The sequence below is a fragment of the Burkholderia sp. M6-3 genome (genome assembly GCF_050858985.1).
GTDB lineage: Bacteria > Pseudomonadota > Gammaproteobacteria > Burkholderiales > Burkholderiaceae > Paraburkholderia > Paraburkholderia caledonica.
Genome location: NZ_CP110091.1, coordinates 1,958,229 through 1,978,085, shown reverse-complemented (window position 1 = coordinate 1,978,085; position 19,857 = coordinate 1,958,229). Strand labels below are relative to the sequence as shown.

At 60.6% G+C, this 19,857-nt stretch carries 19 protein-coding genes and 2 pseudogenes; 14 read left to right on the top strand and 7 right to left on the bottom strand.

Annotated elements, in window-relative coordinates; translation table 11 throughout:
* The first annotated feature begins 85 nt into the window (after window positions 1-85).
* From OH764_RS26295 to OH764_RS26280, 4 genes are all read left to right on the top strand, one after another.
* Window positions 86-400, top strand: coding sequence for a hypothetical protein (locus tag OH764_RS26295; protein WP_498849092.1), 315 nt, complete (start codon window positions 86-88; stop codon window positions 398-400).
* A gap of 67 nt (window positions 401-467) precedes the next feature.
* The gene (locus tag OH764_RS26290; protein WP_498849091.1) at window positions 468-989 is read left to right on the top strand and encodes a hypothetical protein; all 522 of its coding nucleotides are present in this window, start codon (window positions 468-470) and stop codon (window positions 987-989) included.
* 355 nt (window positions 990-1,344) lie between these two features.
* A complete protein-coding gene (locus OH764_RS26285; protein ID WP_498849090.1) occupies window positions 1,345-1,755 on the top strand; it encodes an alpha-amylase family protein in 411 nt (136 codons plus the stop codon).
* A gap of 87 nt (window positions 1,756-1,842) precedes the next feature.
* Entirely contained in the window at window positions 1,843-2,703 is an 861-nt protein-coding gene (locus tag OH764_RS26280; protein WP_498849089.1) for a hypothetical protein, read from the top strand.
* Window positions 2,704-3,094: 391 nt separating this feature from the next.
* On the opposite strand, the gene OH764_RS26275 is transcribed toward OH764_RS26280, so the two are convergent.
* Window positions 3,095-4,639: a sigma-70 family RNA polymerase sigma factor gene (locus tag OH764_RS26275; RefSeq protein ID WP_498849088.1), complete on the bottom strand. Its 1,545-nt coding sequence runs from the start codon at window positions 4,637-4,639 to the stop codon at window positions 3,095-3,097.
* A 502-nt stretch (window positions 4,640-5,141) separates the two neighbouring features.
* On the opposite strand from OH764_RS26275, the gene OH764_RS26270 reads away from it, so the two are divergent.
* From OH764_RS26270 to OH764_RS26230, 9 genes and pseudogenes are all read left to right on the top strand, one after another.
* On the top strand, window positions 5,142-5,594 hold the full coding sequence (locus OH764_RS26270) for a hypothetical protein (protein ID WP_498849087.1): 453 nt from the start codon (window positions 5,142-5,144) through the stop codon (window positions 5,592-5,594).
* Window positions 5,595-5,873: 279 nt separating this feature from the next.
* The gene (locus OH764_RS26265; protein ID WP_498849086.1) at window positions 5,874-6,377 is read left to right on the top strand and encodes a hypothetical protein; all 504 of its coding nucleotides are present in this window, start codon (window positions 5,874-5,876) and stop codon (window positions 6,375-6,377) included.
* A 1,029-nt stretch (window positions 6,378-7,406) separates the two neighbouring features.
* A complete protein-coding gene (locus OH764_RS26260; protein WP_498849085.1) occupies window positions 7,407-7,949 on the top strand; it encodes an Hsp20/alpha crystallin family protein in 543 nt (180 codons plus the stop codon).
* 177 nt (window positions 7,950-8,126) lie between these two features.
* Window positions 8,127-8,465, top strand: coding sequence for a hypothetical protein (locus tag OH764_RS26255; protein WP_498849084.1), 339 nt, complete (start codon window positions 8,127-8,129; stop codon window positions 8,463-8,465).
* 23 nt (window positions 8,466-8,488) lie between these two features.
* Window positions 8,489-8,686 carry a hypothetical protein gene (locus tag OH764_RS26250; protein WP_498849083.1) on the top strand — a complete coding sequence of 66 codons (198 nt, stop codon included), beginning with the start codon at window positions 8,489-8,491 and terminating at the stop codon, window positions 8,684-8,686.
* 310 nt (window positions 8,687-8,996) lie between these two features.
* Window positions 8,997-9,647: pseudogene (locus OH764_RS26245) on the top strand (universal stress protein); the annotation flags it as partial.
* A gap of 133 nt (window positions 9,648-9,780) precedes the next feature.
* Complete coding sequence (locus tag OH764_RS26240) at window positions 9,781-9,948, top strand: universal stress protein (RefSeq protein WP_498849082.1); 168 nt, start codon at window positions 9,781-9,783, stop codon at window positions 9,946-9,948.
* Between the two features lie 34 nt (window positions 9,949-9,982).
* Window positions 9,983-10,105, top strand: a complete 123-nt coding sequence (locus tag OH764_RS26235; RefSeq protein ID WP_498849081.1) for a hypothetical protein — start codon at window positions 9,983-9,985, stop codon at window positions 10,103-10,105.
* Between the two features lie 323 nt (window positions 10,106-10,428).
* Entirely contained in the window at window positions 10,429-11,082 is a 654-nt protein-coding gene (locus tag OH764_RS26230) for a response regulator (RefSeq protein WP_498849080.1), read from the top strand.
* Between the two features lie 730 nt (window positions 11,083-11,812).
* Here OH764_RS26230 and OH764_RS26225 read toward each other — a convergent pair.
* The 6 genes and pseudogenes from OH764_RS26225 to ald form a co-directional block, all read right to left on the bottom strand.
* The gene (locus tag OH764_RS26225) at window positions 11,813-12,073 is read right to left on the bottom strand and encodes an acyl carrier protein (RefSeq protein WP_498849079.1); all 261 of its coding nucleotides are present in this window, start codon (window positions 12,071-12,073) and stop codon (window positions 11,813-11,815) included.
* Window positions 12,070-13,197, bottom strand: coding sequence for a dihydrolipoamide acetyltransferase family protein (locus OH764_RS26220; RefSeq protein ID WP_498849078.1), 1,128 nt, complete (start codon window positions 13,195-13,197; stop codon window positions 12,070-12,072). The genes OH764_RS26225 and OH764_RS26220 overlap by 4 nt, the downstream gene beginning before the upstream one ends.
* 151 nt (window positions 13,198-13,348) lie before the next feature.
* On the bottom strand, window positions 13,349-14,323 hold the full coding sequence (locus OH764_RS26215; RefSeq protein WP_498849077.1) for an alpha-ketoacid dehydrogenase subunit beta: 975 nt from the start codon (window positions 14,321-14,323) through the stop codon (window positions 13,349-13,351).
* Complete coding sequence (gene pdhA, locus OH764_RS26210) at window positions 14,320-15,342, bottom strand: pyruvate dehydrogenase (acetyl-transferring) E1 component subunit alpha (RefSeq protein WP_498849076.1); 1,023 nt, start codon at window positions 15,340-15,342, stop codon at window positions 14,320-14,322. Before pdhA ends, OH764_RS26215 begins: the two co-directional genes overlap by 4 nt.
* Entirely contained in the window at window positions 15,339-17,105 is a 1,767-nt protein-coding gene (gene acsA / locus OH764_RS26205; protein WP_498849075.1) for an acetate--CoA ligase, read from the bottom strand. The genes pdhA and acsA overlap by 4 nt, the downstream gene beginning before the upstream one ends.
* Window positions 17,106-17,407: 302 nt before the next feature.
* Window positions 17,408-18,526, bottom strand: a pseudogene (gene ald / locus OH764_RS26200) (alanine dehydrogenase).
* Window positions 18,527-19,279: 753 nt separating this feature from the next.
* Here ald and OH764_RS26195 point away from each other — a divergent pair.
* The gene (locus tag OH764_RS26195; protein ID WP_498849074.1) at window positions 19,280-19,798 is read left to right on the top strand and encodes a flavodoxin family protein; all 519 of its coding nucleotides are present in this window, start codon (window positions 19,280-19,282) and stop codon (window positions 19,796-19,798) included.
* Window positions 19,799-19,857: the final 59 nt, after the last annotated feature.

The following is a 19,857-nucleotide window of genomic DNA, read 5'->3' as shown; positions in this document are numbered from 1 at the left end:
GCGGGTTCCGGACGCAGTGTGCAAGGCGATGGCTAGCGCAGCGCCCGGGCGCGTAGCCGACCGCCTTGTGCAGGGGGCTACTGTTATGGTCGGAACCCGCCTGCAGGGGCGAGTGGGTGTGCAGGAGTCCGGACTTGCCCGCGACGTTGTTGCCGTTCCCGGTGCGGAAAGGCGTCGCGCGGAACGCAGTCTTCTGGAAGTCATCTTCTTTAAGGAAATACTTGATCACTGTGGCTTTCCGCACCGATGCGAGTTGATGCGCGTGTCCATTCCGCAGACCGGGCAGGACCTGGAAATACGTGATGCTGTGCGGCAGTTCGAACGGGCGAAAAGAGTGGGTAACTGGAGGATTGCAGCGGATGGATATGAAATCGTAAGCGCGTCGACGCCTGAACGCTGAAGCGCAGGAGTTCAACCGTCCGGGCGTTTGGCAATGGGACTGGTGGCGAAGCGACATGGTGTAGTTGATGCTGGCGGGGACGTGCGATCACTTCGATCAACGAACCGTTGTATTGCAAATGGATAACTCACAAAGATCGACACTTGGCGAGGCTACTGTCGCGGGGAGCGAATGTACGCCACGCACGTCGCAGTTCAGGGTCTCGCCGGGGCATGCCTCGCCGCTGGGCATCCAAGATTGTCTCGATGGTTTTAACTTCGCAATCTTTAGTCGCCATGCCGAACGGATCGAACTGCTGTTGTTCGAAAAAGCACCGAGTGGAGCCCCAGTCCTGACCATTGATCTGGGCCGTACCGGCCATCGCACTGGAGACGTCTGGCATGCACTCGTCGGTGGGGTGCAATGGGGGCAACCATATGCGTACCGGGCATATGGTCCGTGGTCGCCCGGGGAGGGGCAACGTTCGACAGCAGAAAGCTGCTGGTCGATCCTTAGGCGCTTGCCATTACGGCGCTCGATGGGGGCGATGAAGCGGGCCGCCCGTTCTCGCCCGGGGGGGCTATGGCCACGGACGTGCGCTCGCTGGTGATCGAGCGCCGCTTCGACTGGCAACGCATTCTGCGGCCCCGGACTCCGTGGCCCGGGACCGTCATCTATGAGACGCATGTTCGCGGGCTGACCATACATCCTTCAGCCAGGGTGGCGCATCCAGGAACGTTCGTGGCCGTGATCGAAAAAATTCCGCACTTTCTCGAACTGGGAGTCACGGCGGTCGAGGTCATGCCGGTGCAGGCGTTCGATGTGTGGTGCGAACATCGTCACAAAGTGCATGCCGATGTGCCCCTCAGGAACTACTGGGGCTACGATACGATCGCTTTCTTCGCTCCCCACGGACCCTATGCGACGCGTAGGGTCGTGGAGACGAAGTTCCCGAGTTCAAGACCATGGTGCGGGAATTGCACCGCGCCGGCATCGAAGTCATCCTGGACATGGTGTTCAATCACACCGCCGAAGGCGGAGAGGATGGTCCTACGTTCTGCTTCCGCGGGCTCGACAACGCGATCTGGTATATGCATGACGAAAGACTGGGGAAGTACCTGAATTTTTCTGGATGTGGAAACACGCTGAACTGCAATCACCCAGTCGTGCGCGACTACATCATCGACTGCCTGCGGTACTGGGTCACGGAGATGCACGTCGACGGCTTCCGGTTCGATCTGGCCTCCGTATTGGGACGCGATGAGAACGGAAAGCTCGTGAAGAACGCACCGCTTCTCGAACGAATTGCTCAGGATCCTATTCTGCGCGACGTCAAACTGATCGTCGAAGCCTGGGATCTGGGAGGCGCCTACTAGGTCGGCAGCTTTCCGGGGCAACGCTGGGCTGAATGGAACGGCCAGTTCCGGGATCACGTCCGCCGTTTCTGGCGTGGCGATTTCGGGATGACGGGAGCGTTTGCCTCGCGTCTTTGCGGCAGCGCCGATCTCTATCAGCGCAGCGGCAAGGAGCCCGTCAACAGCATCAACTTCGTCACCTGCCATGACGGGCTCACGCTGAACGATGTCGTCAGCTATAACGGCAAACGCAACTGGTCCAACGGGGCAGGCAATTGCGATGGGGACGATGAAAATTACAGCATGAATTACGGTACCGAAGGGGGGACGGCCAACCCGGCGACCGAGCGCAGTCGGGTACGACATATCAAGAATCTGCTGGCGACACTTTTCCTCTCGCGCGGCGTTCCCATGCTCCTCGGCGGCGACGAGTTCCGGCGCACGCAGCAGGGTAACAATAATGCCTGGTGCCAGGACAATGCGATTTCATGGTACGACTGGCGGATGCTTGAGGAAAATGGCGAGATATTTCGCTTCGTCCGCGAGATCATCGCGCTACGCCGGCGTTATCCCGTTCTTAGCCGGGATGCTTTCTACACGGAAAGTGATATCACATGGTTTGGCCCTCAGGATCAGGCGCCGGACTGGGACGGCCCGACCCGGGCCCTGGGTTGCGTGATCCGGCAAACAGAGGCTGCCTGCGAACCTCCTTCAACCCAGTCGCTCTGTCTGCTCTTCAATGCGAGCGACTCGGCCGTCGAGTTCTGCTTGCTGCCGGGTGCTAACGAATGGCGAATTGCGGTCGATACCGGCTCCGAGGCGCCCGACGACATTTTTGTCGCAGCGGCCGGACCGTTGTTGAGAAATCAATGGCGCTTTGCCTTGGCCATGCGTTCCCTCGCTGTTCTTTCGTGTTTTCGTGTGACTCCCCGCTTGACGGGCAACGCACTGGCATCGGCTCATCGATGAGTGCGTTATCGAAATAGCTCCTTCTGCGGCGCTTTCGAGCAGCGATACAGGCGGATGCGAGCAGTCATCGCACGCCATAGTCGTCGGGAGAAGATCTCGTCAGTGGGTTGCCGGCTTGTGCCTCGAGAAGTTGCGCATGCTCCAGCAGAGAATCGGCCACGTGCCGGTTGTCAGAGGGGGGCGAACGTTCGGCTTGCATCAGCTTACGATACGGCAGCGTGTCGTGGCGGCATGAAGGACATTGCCACGCGACTGGACTTCCGAGTATTCGCGGGCCATCGAGCGTAAAAGTAAGCTTTCCAGGCCAGCATCGCGTGGCGACGGTCAAACGTTGTTGTTCCAGTGGAACGGGCGGGAGACCTGCGGCAGGGCGGGGTCATCCGTCGGGCAATCAAACGTCGGCATCGAGAAAGTCTCGTGCGTCGCGCACCCGGGCAGACTCGCGCAGGGCCTTCAGCGCGCGCCGTTCGACGCGCCGGATCTGTTCGCGCGATACGCCGGATAGCGCGGCGATTTCTTCATAGGTATGGGGCGCTCCACCGATACCGAAGCGCCGACGCAAGATGTCGGCTTCGACAGGCGCCATCTCCGTCAGCAGTAATTCGACGAACTCGCGCATGCGCGTCTGGACGAGCGCATCGAAGGGCTTCGGCGTCGCCAGGTCGCGGAGCGTATCGGCGAGGTCGCTTTCGCCGTCCGCTGAAGGCATGTCCACCGACACGGGCTCGTCCGGCAACGCCAGTGCCGCCTGCAGTCTGTCGTGCTGCAGGCCGCTTTCGCGTGCCAGATCGACGAGCGTCGCATCCCGCCCCGTTCGTTGCCGGATCCGCTCCCCCGCGCGCCGCACGCGTGCCAGTTCCGTGCCGATCCGTACGGGTAGGTGGATGGTACGACCTCGGTCCGCAATAGCATGCGTGACAGCCTGGCGTATCCACCATGTCGCATAGGTTGAAAACCTGAAGCCGCGCCGGTAGTCGAACTTCTCGACCGCGCGCATCAGGCCGATGCTGCCCTCCTGAAGCAGATCGGCCAGATCCAGTCCGCGATTCTGGTACTTGTTCGAGATCGACATCACAAGTCGCAGGTTGGCCTCGACCATCTTGCACGTTGCCTTCCGGATACGAGCATGCCCTGCAAGCAGCTCGGTCGTCATGGCAGCGACATCCATGGGCCACGGATCAGTATTCTCGATGCTACGGTCTCGCATGTCGGCGCCACCGGCGTGAGCGCGCGCGATCTGATCGAGCATGGCGCTACGCGCCTTTTCCAGCAGCGGCGACGACCATTCGAGCGCCGCGAGTACCGCGAAGCTTTTTTCGCGCGCGCGTTCGTAGGCGCTGGCTCCCGCCGCACCACGGCGCAGGGCCTTGCGCATCCACGTGAGGTATTGACGCAACGCCACGACCCGGGACTGTACCGGAGTGACCGGCCGGGCGCTTGAGCTTGCGGGCAGCGTTTGGGCGTGCGAGAGGAGTGCGTCGATCGCGTCCTGCGAGCCTGCGAGTGCCCAAAGGATCTGTCGCCGGCCTGCTTCAATCTCCTGAAAGAGTGCGATCTCTTCTTTGGACGCCAGCAGCGGCACCGCGCGCATGCGGCGCAGAAATAGCGCCAGCGGGTCAGTGGACGCACTGGCGCCCCTGACGACGTCCTCGAGGAACGACCTGGCATCTTCAAGCGTGTCGCGATCGCCCCCCCCAGGAGCCGCCGCCGTTTCTGGTTCTTCTGTTTGCGGCCGCTCATCGAGAACGGCGATCCCAATCTGCATCAGGGCATCGAGGACGTCCTCAAGCACTTCCGGCGACACGGAGACTCCGGCAAATTCATCGACGACCTCCGCGCGAACCAGGAACCCCCGCTCAGTGGCAAGGTTCAGCAGCTTCGTCGCGACGGCTTCCTCATTATCGTCCGCGCCACGTGCGCGGTATGCGGTGGTCATTGCATTCGCGGGCCTACCCGCATACAGTTTCGGCGACCCTGTCTTCGCCATTTGCGATTGCCGGAAAACCGCGGACGCCCGTCCACGCCGACAAACCTCGTGATCTGGAACCTGCGGGCGAACCGGCGAATTTCAATGGCCTGGGATGCCGGCAGCTTTCATTGCGCGCTCGGCCGCAGAAGTGGGGCAGACCATGCTGCTTGCAGCGATACGGCGAGTGTAGTCTCAGCAAATTCCCCAAAAAAAACGTTCGTATCCTGCCTCCCGCGATGGCTTGCCCGGCCAAAACGATTGGCGGCAAACAGATGGGTGCACTTGCGGTTTCAGAACGCATCGCAGTCGAGGCGTTTGAGCCATATCAACTCGTCGCCGGGGGGGCGCGCGCAGGATTGACATCGATGAAACCAGAACCTGCCCAGTGTCCCGAGCATCGCTTAGTTGGTCCACGGGGCGATGTCCGCGGGCGTAGGGTGACCGACAGATGTGGCTACGGAGTGGTGCAATGAACGACCCGCGCGGAGGCAAGCAAAATGGGCAGGTGGTTCGATGGATTCGGATAGCGGTATTCATTGCCCTGTTCGCAACCTGCCTCACATGGATCGGCTCGATCTACGATCATCCGATCGATGATTCGATCATGACGGGTATGAAGACCCCGGAGTGCGCAAGCGTTTATGCAATGCCGGCCGGTTCAGTGTTGTCAGCGAGTCAGCCCGATAGCGATATCTGTCTCTCTTTCTTCCTGTACCGGACGACGCACTCCAGCCCCGCAGCCAATACCGATGCCTATGTCGTGTCGATCATGCAGGGGCGCGTCGCTGAATTCTGGCAACTGATCGGTTACGTACTCCTGTTGTGGTTCGTAACCTGCATCCTGGTAGGCGGGACGGTGTGGGTGGTCCGATGGTTTCTCAAGCACCACCGGTACCATACCTCGCGGCCTTTGCACCATTAGGCGAGAAGCCACCGTGCGGGCAACGTGCTGATTTCGCCCTTCATAGAAAACAGTTGTCATGGTAAAAGCGGACCGCAGCTTCCGTCCCGAGCCGAAACACGGCGCAAGGAAGGCCGGTTTGGAAGTCCGACAACTCAGGCTCCGCGCGCCGACGCCCGCTGCCTTGCAATCGTTCCTCGCGAGTCATGTGGGGCAAAGCTGGAAATCGGTCTGCGACGCGCACCTGCACTCATTCACTCATTCCGTGAAGCAGAGGGAAAAGAACCCTCCAGATCGTGGATGGCGCATGTCGCCACCAGAACCTCCAGCAAGCAGGGACGTATTCGGGTCCACACCCCCAATGCCGGAATTGTCCCGCTCGAAATCGCGCATTATGAATTCTTCGTCCATCCTGAACTGGGCACGCTTGTGCGAAATCCTTACTACATGTCTGACGAACAGAAGGAAAAGGAGCGCGAGCTACGTCGTGTCGAAGAATTACGCAAGCGGATGCGTCCCATCTCGCCAATTTCGCAAGCGCATAGGATCGGAGCAGTCTGGTATCTCGTGGAGCTACGCCATTTCCGGTTCCCGGCAAAAACGATTGAACCGGAAGCAAAAGTACACTCTCGGGAAATTTCATTCGACGTTGTGCTGGGTCGGGCAATAGATGCTTCTGATCGTTTCGAACTGGAGCGGACGTACGGCAGACGCGGCGTCTACGGATTTCGCAAGCGGGAGCTTCTGTATCGGGAGCTTCGGGAGCTTCGGGATCTTGGATTGTTGCCGGTCGCGGAAACGTAAGGGAATGTCGATATTTCGCTTCCCGCTCAACGACCCGACACGCTCTCCAGATTCGACACTTGCGAAGGCAAAACACGTTTGAGCCATGTCAAATTGGCTTGCAGCCTGCTGCGCGCAGTATGAAAAACGTCGCGGACATTGCGTCGAGATCAAATCAGTGCAGCATGGCACCAATTCGTAAGGCTTGCGGGGCGTTGGTGCCACACAGACGGCCTTGAGCGATTCGACTTTTCCTGCTTGCAGTCGGGAATGCTGGTGTGGTCCGCTTCTCAGCGTATTCCAGCCCAGCGCTGCGTATTCCGGTCTGGCCGGCACAGGCGGCGACCCGGGTCCAATGGACAGCCTCACTTCATGACCAGGGAGGGAAGCGCAATGAATGAACCTGCAGGTTAGCTCGCCTTCATGCCGCGTGGCCCGGCGATGTTGTGCGGTGTGGGAAGCATCGTCGTCGGCGACGACGTCTACGGGTGGTATACGATACGGGCCCCGTCGGCAACAGGATCGCCTCTGCGTTTTTCATGCTCGGGCACTACTATTCGACGCACGAGACGGCGTTTTACCACAGCGTCGAGGACGACGTTTAAAGCGCGTGGGTATTAGCCCGGCCGCCGGTCGAAATCGACATGGGCCGATCCGCTCCCGTGCCGGAGGAGATGCTTCGCCTAGTATCACGCGTGCGGTCTGCCGCTCGAAAAGCTCGGCATCAAGCACGAAAAGCTAAACAGGTTTGATCAACGCGGATGGTCTGGCCCCATTCATCCGCGGCGTTGGACCTCAACATTATCGACTTCCTGCGTCAACGCTGGCCGCTAAATTAGGCGCTCGCACCATAGAGAGATCCGCCTGAATGAACCGCTTCTTTGCGGCACCGTCGTTGCAGATCCAGGACGCTCTTCTGACATTCCGCACTGCCTCGACGTTTTTTTCGCGGGCACGGTGGCGTGAGAAGCGGGATTGACCTGGGTCAAGACCCGACCGAAGCCTGTGCCGCAAAGTGGTCTCTCCGATGACCGAATGGGAGAAATCGAAATGGCTGAATCTTCTACCAAACTGCCTGTGAAGAAAGAAGAAGCTGGTACCGAGCGTTCGTGGGCATTGCAAGCGTGGCACCCAATGGAGAGTCTGCGTCGCGAGATTGATCGTCTGTTCGACGACTTCGATTTCAGCGGACGGATATCGCCGTTTCGTCGCTCGATCCTGGATACGGAACCCTTGTGGCGTCGTGAGCGGGCGTTGGTTTCTGCGCCGGCAGTGAACATTGCCGAGACTGAAAAGGCTTATGAAATTACCGCCGAGTTGCCGGGTCTCGACGAGAAGGACGTCGAGGTGAAGACCGCGAACGGCTGTCTCACGATCAAAGGCGAAAAGCAGGAAGAAAAGGAGGAAAAGAAGAAGGACTTCTATCTACACGAACGTCGCTTCGGCTCCTTTGAACGGGTCTTTCGTTTGCCAGAAGGTGTCGACACTGACAGGATCGAAGCCACTTTCAAGAAGGGTGTGCTCGCCGTGACGCTTCCCAAGACGCTGGAGGCGCAGAAGGCGGAGAAGAAAATCACAGTAAAGGTTGCCTGACACTGCAGTGTCATGGCGGTGGTCGCCAGATCGCGACAACGACGGGAGCCTGGGCTGCGGGGAGCCCAGACCTCGACTCCGAAACTTACGCGTGGATGCGGCCAGTCGGCTGGATTCTGCTGTGTCGGCCCGCTACTGATCCACACAATCGATGGTCGTGTTTTCGGCGCGCATATCGTGCGCCATCCTGATCAAATGAGAAACCTCCTGCTTGCTGCTCTTCCGGCTTCCGGGCTGGCGCGCCTCACGTCGCACCTGGTGTCGGTCAATCTGGAGCACGGACAGGGCATCTACGAGCCTCGCGGTTCGTTGCGGCACGTCTATTTTCCGACAACCTCGGTCATCTCGCCGCTATACGTTACAACAGAGGGGGCTCCGACCGAAATCGCAATCGCGGGTAACGAAGGGGAGGCGGAGTTGCACTTTTCATGGGCGGGGGAAACAGCTTGCGGAAAATCGATTGGAGTGACTTTTCTCGTCCTCCGGTCGATCCTCGCCATCTGCGAGTTTCATTAATCGGATTACCACGGAGACGAATCATGCTGAGTCCACACGAGCTCGCCACGCTGATGCTGATCAAAGCTGGACAGCCGTCGACCTGTCTTGATCGAGCTGAACTGGACGTGCTGCATAAACGGCAACTGATTACGCTGGAACGCGAGCGGAGCGAGTACCTGCAAGCGCGGTTGACTGTGCGGGGTGATTTCATCCTCGGGGCAGTGACGCAAGTTCGCTAGACTCGTTTTGCCGGTGCTGCAAAAGCGCTTTGCGCGATGCCCGCCAAGACGGCGTCGGGCCGGAGTCGTCCAGGGTTTCTGCGAATTTGAGCGCGCTGACACGCACATTGGTTTGACCTCCGTCAACGACGGGGGAACACGTCAGTCAAGAATCGATACATCCACCATGCGCGATTGGCCACAGAGGCTTCGCGCCCCGGGCAAGTTAGATAGTTGGAACGGTTGCTGACGTGTGCTCTTGCCGATCCTTCGGCAGGTATCGCAAACTGTCCGGACGCCAGCGTGGGAGAGGCAGTATGGAGCATTCGCCATGAAGCCGGCCAGTTCAGAGTACGTTGGCCACGAAGCCGCAAGTCGCATTTTGCTTGCAGTGGACTCTTCATCCGCCTCTTTGCGCGCCGCGCGCCATGTCCGCACTATCGCGCTACCACAGGCACGTGTACGAATCGTGAGCGTAGCTGAAGATCCATACAGGCTGATTCCGTTGGACCCGCTTGTCGGTATGGATCTCAGTTCGGTGCGAGCCGCCCTTTTGCGCGCTGCCGAAGAGGCCGTGGTCCAGGCACAGACCGTAATGTCGAACACCGGGACCATCGTCGACGCGAAGGTTATCGACCTCTCGGGGCGAGGTGGGGACGTGACATCCGCGTTGCTTGACGCCGCCGGGACATGGCAGGCGAGCCTTCTGGTCGTGGGGACACGTCAGCACCACGGATTTCTTGCCTGGCTGGAAGGGGCCATATCTGAACCACTGGCGCGACTATGCCGGTGCGCTATTCTTGTTGTGCCTGCATCCTATGAAAGAGAGGTCGATCAAGGTCCGCAGCGAATACTCTTCGCCGTCGACGGCAGCGCGCCATCGCAGCGGGCGCTCCAGTGCGGTGTGCAGTTCGCGCGATCCCAGACCTTATTGCGGGTCGTACACGTGCTTGATCAGCCGGTGGATATGGGCGATTTCGTACCAATTCCTCTATTCGAGGACGTCCTTGTCAAAAAGGGCGAAGCAGCGCTAGCTGCGGCTGGGACGACGCTTGCACGCTTACGTATCACGGCGGAGCCTGCAATGATCAGCACAGATAGGACTAAGCGACGATGTGCCCAATGTAATCGTGAAGGAAGCCGATCATTGGCGCGCGGATCTGGTCGTAATGGGTACGCACGGTCGGCGTGGCCTCTCGCATTGGCTACTCGGCAGCGTAGCGAGCCGCGTGCTACGCATTACGCAAGTGCCCGTGCTACTGGTCCACCCGGTCGATGGCTGAAGTATCCTGTTAATCCCGCCACATGGCGAGCAGTATGGCAACCACGACCGGTCCGGAAAGGTCCGATGAAGCCGAATGCCCTGATGCCGCCCAGTACGCGGAACAGGACGAGCAGAAAGGGGACGTGCACGGCATTGCTGATCAGCATGGGCCGTAGCAGGTTGTCGACCCAGTTCAGGCGCCATAACAGAGGTCCCATGCTGGCAGGCGTGCTTCCGTTTGCGATAGGTCCGATGCCGACGGGTACCCAGACGAATGGTGCGAAGAATGGGATCATCGCCGCCAGCATGGTGACGATCAGGCCGCTTGCTCGAACCGCCAGGCATCGTCCTGAATTGAAATTTTCCCAGCGGTGACAAGAAAAAAGCTTTTCCGGCGAATGGATCGAATCCGATCGGTATCTTCGCGTTACAAACGACCAGTCGACATGCGCCCCCGTAGGAGCGAAACTTCAACAATGCCTATCTTCAGGTGCGCGCCATGATCAAGGTCGCGATTTGCGATGCACATCCCGCCACGCGTGACAGCGTCCGGAACGAACTCGCGCGCAGTGACGACATCGAGGTTGTAGGTGGAGCGTTTGATAGCGACGTCATGACGCTTGTTGGCTCGACGGAGGTCGACGTCCTCATGCTCGGACCTGCGACGCCTGCTGGCTGCGGACTCGACCTGATCAAGCGGCTCAGGAGCGAAAAGCCGACCCTGCGAATTGTTGTCCTGACAGGATATTCATCTGAAACCGGGAATGCTATCCGTGCGTTCCGGGCCGGCGCATCCGGGTTTCTCGTCAAATCATGCTCGACCGCAGAGGTTCTTCATGCGATCCGCAAGGTCGCGTCAGGCGGGGTCTATGTCAGCTTGGGGACGCCGATGGACACCACGGCGAGTGCCGGCGAAGCGGCCGGTAACTCGCCGCATCTGCGCCTGTCCGATCATGAATTCCACGTGTTTCTCCGCATCGCATGCGGGCAAGCACTGCCAGAAATTGCGGAAGCCCTTGGCAAGGACGCGACGGCCATTCGTGAGGAACGCGCGAACATTCTCGAGAAGATGGAACTGCCGAACGACAAGGCCCTCACGCACTATGCCGCGATACACAAACTTATCGACAATGAATACTTTCGAACATCCTAAAAACGGATTGGTGAGCTTGCAATAGTGTCGAGCGTTGTCTGAGTGACATAGTCTTGGACAGAGTAAATTGGGGCGCTTCGCGATATAAAGGATCTGGACGATCCGGCAATTGCTACAGAGACGAATCATGCCAAGTCGTCACCAGTGCGCCACGCTGATGCTTATCAACGGACCGGCAAGAGTAGCTATATGCTGATCACGCTCAACTGGATGGCTTGTACAGTCAGCGATTGATAATCCTGGAACAAGCAGTCACCAACAGTCAGCAAGTTCGGCCGACAGCTCGCGGAGTCCTTTTCCTCAGCGCAATCATGCAGAACGTTAGCCTCGGTTCGCGGCGGTGGACGGGCGTTCTGAGACGCCACGCGAGGTAAAGATGCAGGATCTGCGAATGCTGCACCAAACCGTCGCCGCAGCATATCTATCTGCGCGCGTTTCGGACCTCCTGCTCGGGTAAGCATTTACCGATCCTGATCGAGCCTCCTCTGGGAAGACATGTGGGAGCGGGGACACCATCGAGCGCGCAGTCGACGAGCCGTCGACCCTGGTTCATCGGGAGTCTTTCGAGATCATGGCACGTTTCCGGACGGTAGTGTGTCAGGTACCGATTCCAGTTCCGCCAGCCACGCGTGAACTCGCGCATCGCTCGGCGCACGGCCGTTCGTGGGAGAAGTCGCGTGAAAATGCCTGTGGATGGCATCATCTGCATCATCAAACGCGGGCGTATTCATCAACGTTTCTGCTGCAGCGTCTGCGCTTTTGCAACGTAGGCCACGACATTATCAAGGGTAGTCAGACGAGCATAATCGGACTCGGGAATCTCCACCCTGAGCTTTTCATGCAGACCCAGCAAGAAGTTGAGCCAGTCCATGGAATCAAGGTCCACCTGAGCGCGCAGCGGCCGGTCGGGGCGCAGTGAGCGCTCTTCGATCTCTGGGGCGATCGATTTAAGGGTGTTAAGAACCAAAGTACGGATGTCTGTATCGTTCATCGGGACAACTCCTCGGGATGCTGCAGCGTTTCGCGCAGCTCGATCAGGAAGCGCGCCCCGCGATGGCCGTCCGAGACGCGGTGGTCCGCCGACAGGCTGGCGGTCACGGCAGGCAACACCTTTAGGCCGCCGTTTTCGGCCCAAGGCTGCTCCGTGATCCGGCCGAAGCCAACCAGCGCGACCTGAGGCGGGTAGATCACGCCAAGGACCTCAGTCGCGCCCTCGTCGCCGAGATTTGTCACCGTAACCGTGGGCTCGGACATCTCGGAACTTCTCAGTGATCCGGCACGGCAGCGCCTCACCAGGTCCGCAAGCTCCTGCATCATCTGCGTCAGCGGCTTCGTCTCGGCGTCCAGCAATGCGGGCGCAATCAGGCCGCCCTGGCGCAAAGAAATCGCCACGCCAACGTGAACCCTCTCTGCCGCATGAAAGATACCCTCGCGGCAAAAGCCGTTCAGCTCGGGGAAGCGTTTGAGCGTGACAGCCACGGCCTTGAGCAGCAGCACGGCAGGCAACAGGCGCTCCGCCATGGAGCGCCTCGAGTTTTCTGCTGCGAGCCAGGCGAGCGCCGTTCCCATGGGAATCGTCTCGGACACGTAGTAGTGGGGTATTTCGCGCTTGGACCGCTCCATCGCGCCAGCGATAGCTTTCCTCATCTCCGTGGATTTGTCGCTGGGCATAGGGCCTGCTGCCGGAGCCGTGGCCCGCTCGACATCATCGAGCGTCACTGCGCCACCCGGCCCGGTACCCGCGACGGCGTCGATATCAATACCGCATTCCCTGGCACGCTTGCGCGCCGCGGGAGAGACCTTTCGGCGCGACGTTGCCGCCAGCGGCGTAGCGGCACCGGGAGGCGTGCGCGCGCGCCTTGTGGCGCCGGGCGCTTCGCCGGGTTCGAGGAAGGTTGCCATCAGCGTGCCCACCGCGAACTTCTCGCCTGGCGCGACGACCAGCTCGTCAACGGTGCCTTCCTGCCAGCTTTCGACATCGACTGCGGCCTTGCTCGTGTCTACGACGGCGATCACTTGCCCTTTCTCCACCGTGTCACCCGGCTTCACCTTCCATTCGAGGAGTGTGCCAACGTCCATGTCCGCACCCATGGACGGCAACTTGAATTCGATCATGCTGTCTCCTTCCGGGAGCCCGCGCGGCGTGCGCGGGTTGCGGTACGCCGGGAGCGGTGCCGGACACCGACGCGTCACGCAATCCGGCGATCACCGAAATGAATGTCGGTGCCGCCTCGCCCTGGCAGGGAGGGTGGGGCGAGCAGGGCATTCACGAGAACAATTGTTTCACCGCGGCGATGATTTTGTCGACCTGGGGCAACGCTGCCTCCTCCATATGTTTCGCATAGGGTATCGGCACGTCCTCCGAGCATACCCGCGCCACCGGCGCATCCAGCTCGTAGAACGCCTGCTCGACGATGCGCGCCATCACTTCGGTGGCGAGGCTGGCGCTGCGCCAGCACTCGTCGACGATCACTGCGCGGCGGCACCTGGCCACCGACGCCATGATTGTCGCGTCGTCCAGCGGGCGCAGAACCCGCAAGTCGAGCACCTCGGCCGAGATGCCATCCGTGGCGAGCGCCTCGGCAGCCTCCACAGCTTTAGGGAGCGAGCCGCCATAGGCGAGGATAACCACGTCATTGCCGGCACGGCGCACCTTCGCCGTGCTGATATCCACGCCTGATACGTCGGGCAATTCATCCTCCATGTTGTAGAGCCCTGCGTGTTCGAAGATCAGGACCGGGTCCGGATCGGCGAGCGCCGGCGCCAGCATGTGGCGGGCATCCTCGATGCTGGCCGGGGCAAGCACCTTGACTCCCGGAATGCCGGCATACCAACCCTCGAAACTGTGCGAATGCTGGGCCGCCACCTGGCGGCCGGCGCCCGAGGCCATGCGCACAACCAGCGGCACGGAGAACTGCCCTCCGGACATGTGGCGGTAGAGCGCGGCCGTGTTCACGATCTGGTCCAGCGCCAGCAGGCTGAAGTTCACGGTCATCACCTCGACAATGGGGCGCATGCCGCCCAGGGCCGCGCCGACGCCAGCGCCCGTGAAACCGAGTTCGGAGAGCGGCGTGTCGCGGATGCGTTCGGGACCGAACTCGGCGAGCAGTCCCGAAGATACCGCGTACGTGCCGCCGTAGCGGCCCACGTCCTCACCCATCAGGAAGACACGCGGGTCGCCCGCGAGTGCCTCGCGCAGTGCCTCGCGCAGCGCTTCGCGGTAGCTCAGACGGCGACTCATGAAACGGCTCCCGCGGGCGTATATACGTCCTTCAACAGGTCTTCGACCGGCTCCCAGGTGCCTGCCTCGGCAAAGGCAACAGCCTTGGTCACCTCTGTGTTCACTGCGGCATCGAGGGTGAGGAATTCCTCCTCGGTCAACTTGCCATCGGCCTTCAAACGTGCGGAAAAGGTGTGGATCGGGCCGCGTGTTTTCCACTCTTCGACCTCGGCTTTCTGGCGGTAGAGCTCAGCGTCGTACATCGAATGCGCACGAAACCGGTAGGTGCGCAACTCCAGAAATACCGGTCCCTCTCCGCTCCTGATGAGCGCCGCGGCCTGCTTCGCCGCGTCGTGCACTGCGACAATGTCCATGCCGTCTGCCGCCACCGCTGGCATGTTGTAAGAAGCTGCCTTGATGCAGAGGTTGGTCTGGGATTCATAGCGCTCCAGTGCCGTACCCATTGCATAGAGGTTGTTCTCGCAGCAGAAGAGCACCGGCAGCTTCCATAAAGCAGCAAGATTCATTGATTCGTGGAACGCACCTTCCGCCATTGCTCCATCACCAAAGAAGCACGCGGTGATGCGTCGGCCGCCTTGCATCTTCTCGGCGAGCGCGAGTCCGACCGCCACCGGCAATCCGCCGCCGACGATCGCGTTGCCGCCGAACAGCCTCGTCGCCCGGTCGAACAGATGCATCGAGCCACCGTGCCCGCGAGCGCAACCTTCCTGTTTGCCGTACATCTCGGCCATCAGCACGCCCATGTCCATACCGCGCACCAGCGCGTGACCGTGTTCGCGGTAGGTGGCGACGGTATTATCCTCGGGTGTCAGCGCGTGCAGTGCGCCGACACCCACTGCTTCCTCGCCGATGTAGAGGTGCAGGAAGCCGCGTATCTTGCCAGCGCCATACAGTTCGGCACATTTCTCTTCGAGCCGGCGGATGCGCAACATGTCGCGCAGCAGCCTGAGCGCGAAGTCCTTGTCGTAAGGCAACGGGCCGCTCGGCGGCGGCGGGGCCGGGTGGTCGACTGGTGTCATGAGCCGGTTTCCAGTGTCGATGTATCGCCTTCGGGCAAACCCAGCTCACGAGCCTTCAGCAGTCGGCGCATGATCTTGCCGCTGCGCGTTCGCGGCAGTTGTGCTAGGAAGGCGATCTCCTTCGGCGCAACGGCTGCGCCGAGGCGTTTTCTCGCGTGGCCCAGCAGTTCCATGCGTAGCGCTTCGCTCTGCTCGAAACCTTTATTTAACGACACGAATGCCTTGACCGCCTCACCAACCACCGGGTCGGGCTTGCCGATCACGCCGGCTTCGGCTACGGCTGGATGCTCCATCAGCGCGCTTTCGACCTCGAACGGACCGATCAGGTGCCCCGCCGACTTGATGACGTCGTCGGCCCGGCCGACGAACCAGTAGTAGCCGTCTGTATCCCGCTGCGCCAGATCCCCGGTCAGGTACCAGTCGCCGGAGAAACTCTTGCGGTAGCGCTCTTCATTGTTGAGGTATCCGCGAAACATGGAGGGCCAGCCACGTTTGAGGGCCAGTTCACCTTGCTTGCCAGGCTCGTTGATCACCTGGACGCTGCCGTCCTGCTGGCGCTGCACGATTGCCGCGTCGATGCCGGGCAACGGCCGGCCCATCGAACCGGGTTTGATATCGAAGGCTGGCGTGTTGGCGATCATGATGCCGCCGGTTTCTGTCTGCCACCAGTTGTCGTGGATAGGTAGGCCCAGCGCTTCTTTGCCCCACCAGACCGCCTCCGGATTCAGCGGCTCGCCGACGCTGGCAACGAATCGCAGCCTCGGGAATGTGTACTTCTCCGCGATGACGGCGCCAGCCCTCATCAGCATGCGGATCGCCGTCGGTGCCGTGTACCAGACGCTCACCCCTTCGTTCTGAAGAATGCTGTACCAGCGTTCGGCGTCAAACTCTTCGCGGTCGACGACCGAAGTCACACCGTGGAGCAGCGGCGCGATGATGCCGTAAGAGGTGCCCGTCACCCAGCCCGGGTCCGCAGTACACCAGTAAATGTCCTCGGCGTGCAGGTCGAGCGCATACCAGCCGGTAGCCCAGTGAGTCGCGACGGCGGCATGCACATGCACGGCTCCCTTGGGCGTGCCGGTGGTGCCGCTGGTGAAGTGCAACAGCGCCATGTCTTCCGCTGCGGTCGGTGTGATCTCGCATGCGTCCGGCACGTCTGACATCAGCGTCGCCAGATCGAGCGTGCCCGGCACGGCCGTAGTGCCGCCATCCTCCGCCACCAGCAACACGTGCTTCAGGCTCGGCATGCGGTCGCGCCAGCTGGCGACCTTGCGATCATAGAGCGCGTCCGTCGTCACCAGCACGGCCCCGGCGCCGAGATTGACGCGTGTGACGATTGGCTCGGGGCCAAATGCCGAGAACAGTGGCGAAACCACGGTGCCGTTTTTCAGGCTGCCGAGCAGGGCGATGTAAAGCTCCGGGATACGGCCCGAGAGAATGAAAAGCCGCTCGCCCTTGCCGACGCCAAGGGCACGCAGCACGTTGCAAAAGCGGTTGGTGAGGGCGGAGAGTTCGCCGTAGCTGAGAACCCGACCTGGTGCACCGTCGACAAGGAAACGGAAAGCGGCCTTTTCACGCAAACTGCCGGATGCACGACGGTCCACCGCCTGCCATGCCATATTCAGTTCGCCACGCGGCTGGTCCGACAGTGCGTTAGCCACCGCCTCCCAGGAAAAGCGGTCTCGCTCGCCTTCGTAGTCGGCAAAATTGGGTGCAAGCCGTCGATCAGCGGCGGTCTTGCGGATGATCGATGATGGGTCCATCTTTCCTCTTTCCGGAGGTGCACCCCCCCTGCAGCGCTGCCGGCCATGAGCCGACGGCCTGAGGAGCGTGATCTTGTCAGTCGAAGGTTACGAGCATGCAGCCAGAATCATTTTTTAAGTCTAGGTACGGTGCCAGGTCGCTCCTTGATATGCGTCAAGCCCGATTCAGTGGCAACGGGCCTCCGCGATCAAGGGCATGGGGGGCAGCGCCATGGCGCGACAGGCGAGGCGCCATCGCGCGCAACCCAATGCCCCTCTTTTGGCGCGAAACATTGAGGGTCTTCGAACGGGTGGCACGAACCTCAGGTAAGCAGCCCATCTGCCGGCGCGTACGCGTAGCCGTGCGCCCTTGCCACCGCTTCGTAAGTGACATGGCCAGCGCAGACGTTCAAACCGGACCTGAGGTGTTAGTCTTCGGCCAGCGCGCGCCTTCCATCACTTGTCGGCGAGTGAGATTGCGGGCCCGATCGTGGCGTTGTTTAGCGCAAACGTGGATGTTCGGGCGACAGCCCCTGGCATATTCGCAACGCAGCAATGGATCACCCCGTCGACGATGTAAGTTGGCTCGGTGTGTGTGGCTGCATGGGATGTCTCGAAGCATCCGCCCTGGTCGACCGCGACGTCGACCACGACCGCACCGGCTTTCATCTTCGCGACCACATAGCGCGCGTGACCAGCCTTGGTGCGGTGGCACCCGGAACGAGCACTGCACCGATCACCACGTCGGCGGCCAGCACCGATTCCTCGATGCTGTGAACGTTCGAGTAGAGCGTGGTAACGCGATTATCGAAGATCATGTCGAACTGGTGCAACCAGTCGGCGTTCCTGTCAGGTATCGTGACCTTTGCGCCCATTCCAACGGCGACCTGCAGCGCGTGAGATCCGACGACACCGGCACCGATCACGACCACGTGTGCAGGCGCGACGCCCGGTACGCCGGACAGCAACAGTCCCATTCCTCCCTTCGATCTTTCGAGGTTGGCAGCCGCCGCCTGGATCGACATGCGGCCAGCCACTTCGCTCATCGGCGCGAGCAGCGGTAGGGTGCCGCCTAGTCCCGTGATGGTTTCATAGGCAATGCAGACCACGCCGGATTTCACTAGCGCTGCGGTCTGTTCGGGATCGGGCGCCAGATGCAGGAAGGCATAGAGAGTCTGCCCCCGACGCAACATGGCGCGCTCTACTGCTTGTGGCTCTTTGACCTTGATGATCATGTCGGCACGCGAATAAATCTCGCCTGCGTTCTCACACATGGTCGCACCGGCAGCGACATAGGCTTCGTCCGCAAGGCCGATTTCCGCGCTGGCTCGGGACTGAACCAGTATCGTATGCCCACGGCTCATCAGTTCCCGAGTGCTTGCTGGGGTTAGTCCGACGCGATATTCCTGATCCTTGATTTCCCGTGGCACACCGATAAGCACGATTCACCTCCAGATATCGGAAGCGCAGATGCTGAACTGACGATACGCGTGCTCAACCATCTGAACCGGATCCCGGTTGGATCGCGCAGAACCCGTCGTTGCGCGAGTAACCGTCGGTCGTCACGCACGCTGACAACGTAGATTTGAACCGTCACGAAGACGGCGCCTCATGCCACGATCAGATGCCCGATCGTCATGTTCCTGGAGACTCGACTAATCGCTGTTATCGCCCACGCGTGCGCCTTCGGCGCCGGCTGTACCTCGTGATGTAGATTCCGAGTCGCCCGCCAGCCTCGGACCCCTACGCGGCGGGATGCACGGAGCCAGTGGCGCTAAGACTGCACTGACAGTCGCCGTCGACAGCCCTTCGGATTCCGTAACTGTTGCAATGTGCCCAGAATCGCGCGTGACGCTACCCGCCGGGTTGATCTGCGTCAGGTGGATTGAAAGGGCTTGTCAGGCATAGCGGCACGGCCGGAGCAGAAGGGCAGTGGGCAGAGCGTGCTTGTCCTTAGATCAACGTTAACCTGAATCTCAGCAAAGTATCAAGGGACGAGTCGCGTGAAATATTCTGGAGTGGCCCCGGCAATCGCACGCCCACACCCAAGGATTCCCTCGCTCTCCGATGCAAACTCGCATGCAGTATCCGTCTTGATGTAGATCATGAACCGATGCAAGCCGACCTCTATTCTGAGATTAAGCGTTCCTGACGCCATTCGTGCGGACGTGATTCAGGTTTGCAGGAGTGTCGAAATGGAAAAGAAAAGAATACTGGTCGTCTATTATTCGCGATCGGGTGTCACCCGCACAATCGCTTTGACGCTCGGCCAGATGCTGGACGCAGATGTCGAAGAGATTCTCGATCGGCGTGGCCGTGCCGGCCCGTTTGGCTATTTGCGCTCGCTGGTTGAGGCGATTAATCAGCGTCCCGCCGATGTTGTGCCGGCCAGGAGAGATCCTTCGTCGTATGAATTAGTGATCGTCGGAACCCCAATCTGGTCAGGATCTCTCGCATCGCCGGTTCGCGCCTACCTTATCGCGAACCAATCGGGATTGCGCCACGTCGCGTTCTTCTGCAGCCTGGGAGCGCGTGGCAGCGAATCCGCCTTTGCGCAGATGCGCGCGCTCGTCGGCAGCGCGCCTGTAGCCCAATGCAAGATAACTGCACGCGAAGCGAAACGTGGCAAAACCAGCCAGTTGCTCGAGGATTTCGTCAGCAAGGTACAGCGCACACTCGCCGAGCAGCGAGGGCCGGAAAAATCGCCATGTTGATGGAAACGGCGGCGTGAAATTCACATTGGGGGCGGACATGGTCCATGCTGAAAGCACAC

What these genes read in the sequence shown, in the direction of transcription:
- OH764_RS26230 (WP_498849080.1), top strand. Translation starts at nt 10,429, where the DNA reads ATGATCAAGGTCGCGATTTGCGATGCACATCCCGCCACGCGTGACAGC.
- OH764_RS26280 (WP_498849089.1), top strand. Translation starts at nt 1,843, where the DNA reads ATGACGGGAGCGTTTGCCTCGCGTCTTTGCGGCAGCGCCGATCTCTAT.
- OH764_RS26235 (WP_498849081.1), top strand. Translation starts at nt 9,983, where the DNA reads ATGGCAACCACGACCGGTCCGGAAAGGTCCGATGAAGCCGAATGCCCT.
- OH764_RS26225 (WP_498849079.1), bottom strand. Translation starts at nt 12,073, where the DNA reads ATGAACGATACAGACATCCGTACTTTGGTTCTTAACACCCTTAAATCG.
- OH764_RS26220 (WP_498849078.1), bottom strand. Translation starts at nt 13,197, where the DNA reads ATGATCGAATTCAAGTTGCCGTCCATGGGTGCGGACATGGACGTTGGC.
- OH764_RS26195 (WP_498849074.1), top strand. Translation starts at nt 19,280, where the DNA reads ATGGAAAAGAAAAGAATACTGGTCGTCTATTATTCGCGATCGGGTGTC.
- OH764_RS26275 (WP_498849088.1), bottom strand. Translation starts at nt 4,639, where the DNA reads ATGACCACCGCATACCGCGCACGTGGCGCGGACGATAATGAGGAAGCC.
- OH764_RS26215 (WP_498849077.1), bottom strand. Translation starts at nt 14,323, where the DNA reads ATGAGTCGCCGTCTGAGCTACCGCGAAGCGCTGCGCGAGGCACTGCGC.
- OH764_RS26260 (WP_498849085.1), top strand. Translation starts at nt 7,407, where the DNA reads ATGGCTGAATCTTCTACCAAACTGCCTGTGAAGAAAGAAGAAGCTGGT.
- OH764_RS26285 (WP_498849090.1), top strand. Translation starts at nt 1,345, where the DNA reads ATGGTGCGGGAATTGCACCGCGCCGGCATCGAAGTCATCCTGGACATG.
- OH764_RS26250 (WP_498849083.1), top strand. Translation starts at nt 8,489, where the DNA reads ATGCTGAGTCCACACGAGCTCGCCACGCTGATGCTGATCAAAGCTGGA.
- OH764_RS26295 (WP_498849092.1), top strand. Translation starts at nt 86, where the DNA reads ATGGTCGGAACCCGCCTGCAGGGGCGAGTGGGTGTGCAGGAGTCCGGA.
- pdhA (WP_498849076.1), bottom strand. Translation starts at nt 15,342, where the DNA reads ATGACACCAGTCGACCACCCGGCCCCGCCGCCGCCGAGCGGCCCGTTG.
- acsA (WP_498849075.1), bottom strand. Translation starts at nt 17,105, where the DNA reads ATGGACCCATCATCGATCATCCGCAAGACCGCCGCTGATCGACGGCTT.
- OH764_RS26270 (WP_498849087.1), top strand. Translation starts at nt 5,142, where the DNA reads ATGAACGACCCGCGCGGAGGCAAGCAAAATGGGCAGGTGGTTCGATGG.
- OH764_RS26265 (WP_498849086.1), top strand. Translation starts at nt 5,874, where the DNA reads ATGGCGCATGTCGCCACCAGAACCTCCAGCAAGCAGGGACGTATTCGG.
- OH764_RS26290 (WP_498849091.1), top strand. Translation starts at nt 468, where the DNA reads ATGCTGGCGGGGACGTGCGATCACTTCGATCAACGAACCGTTGTATTG.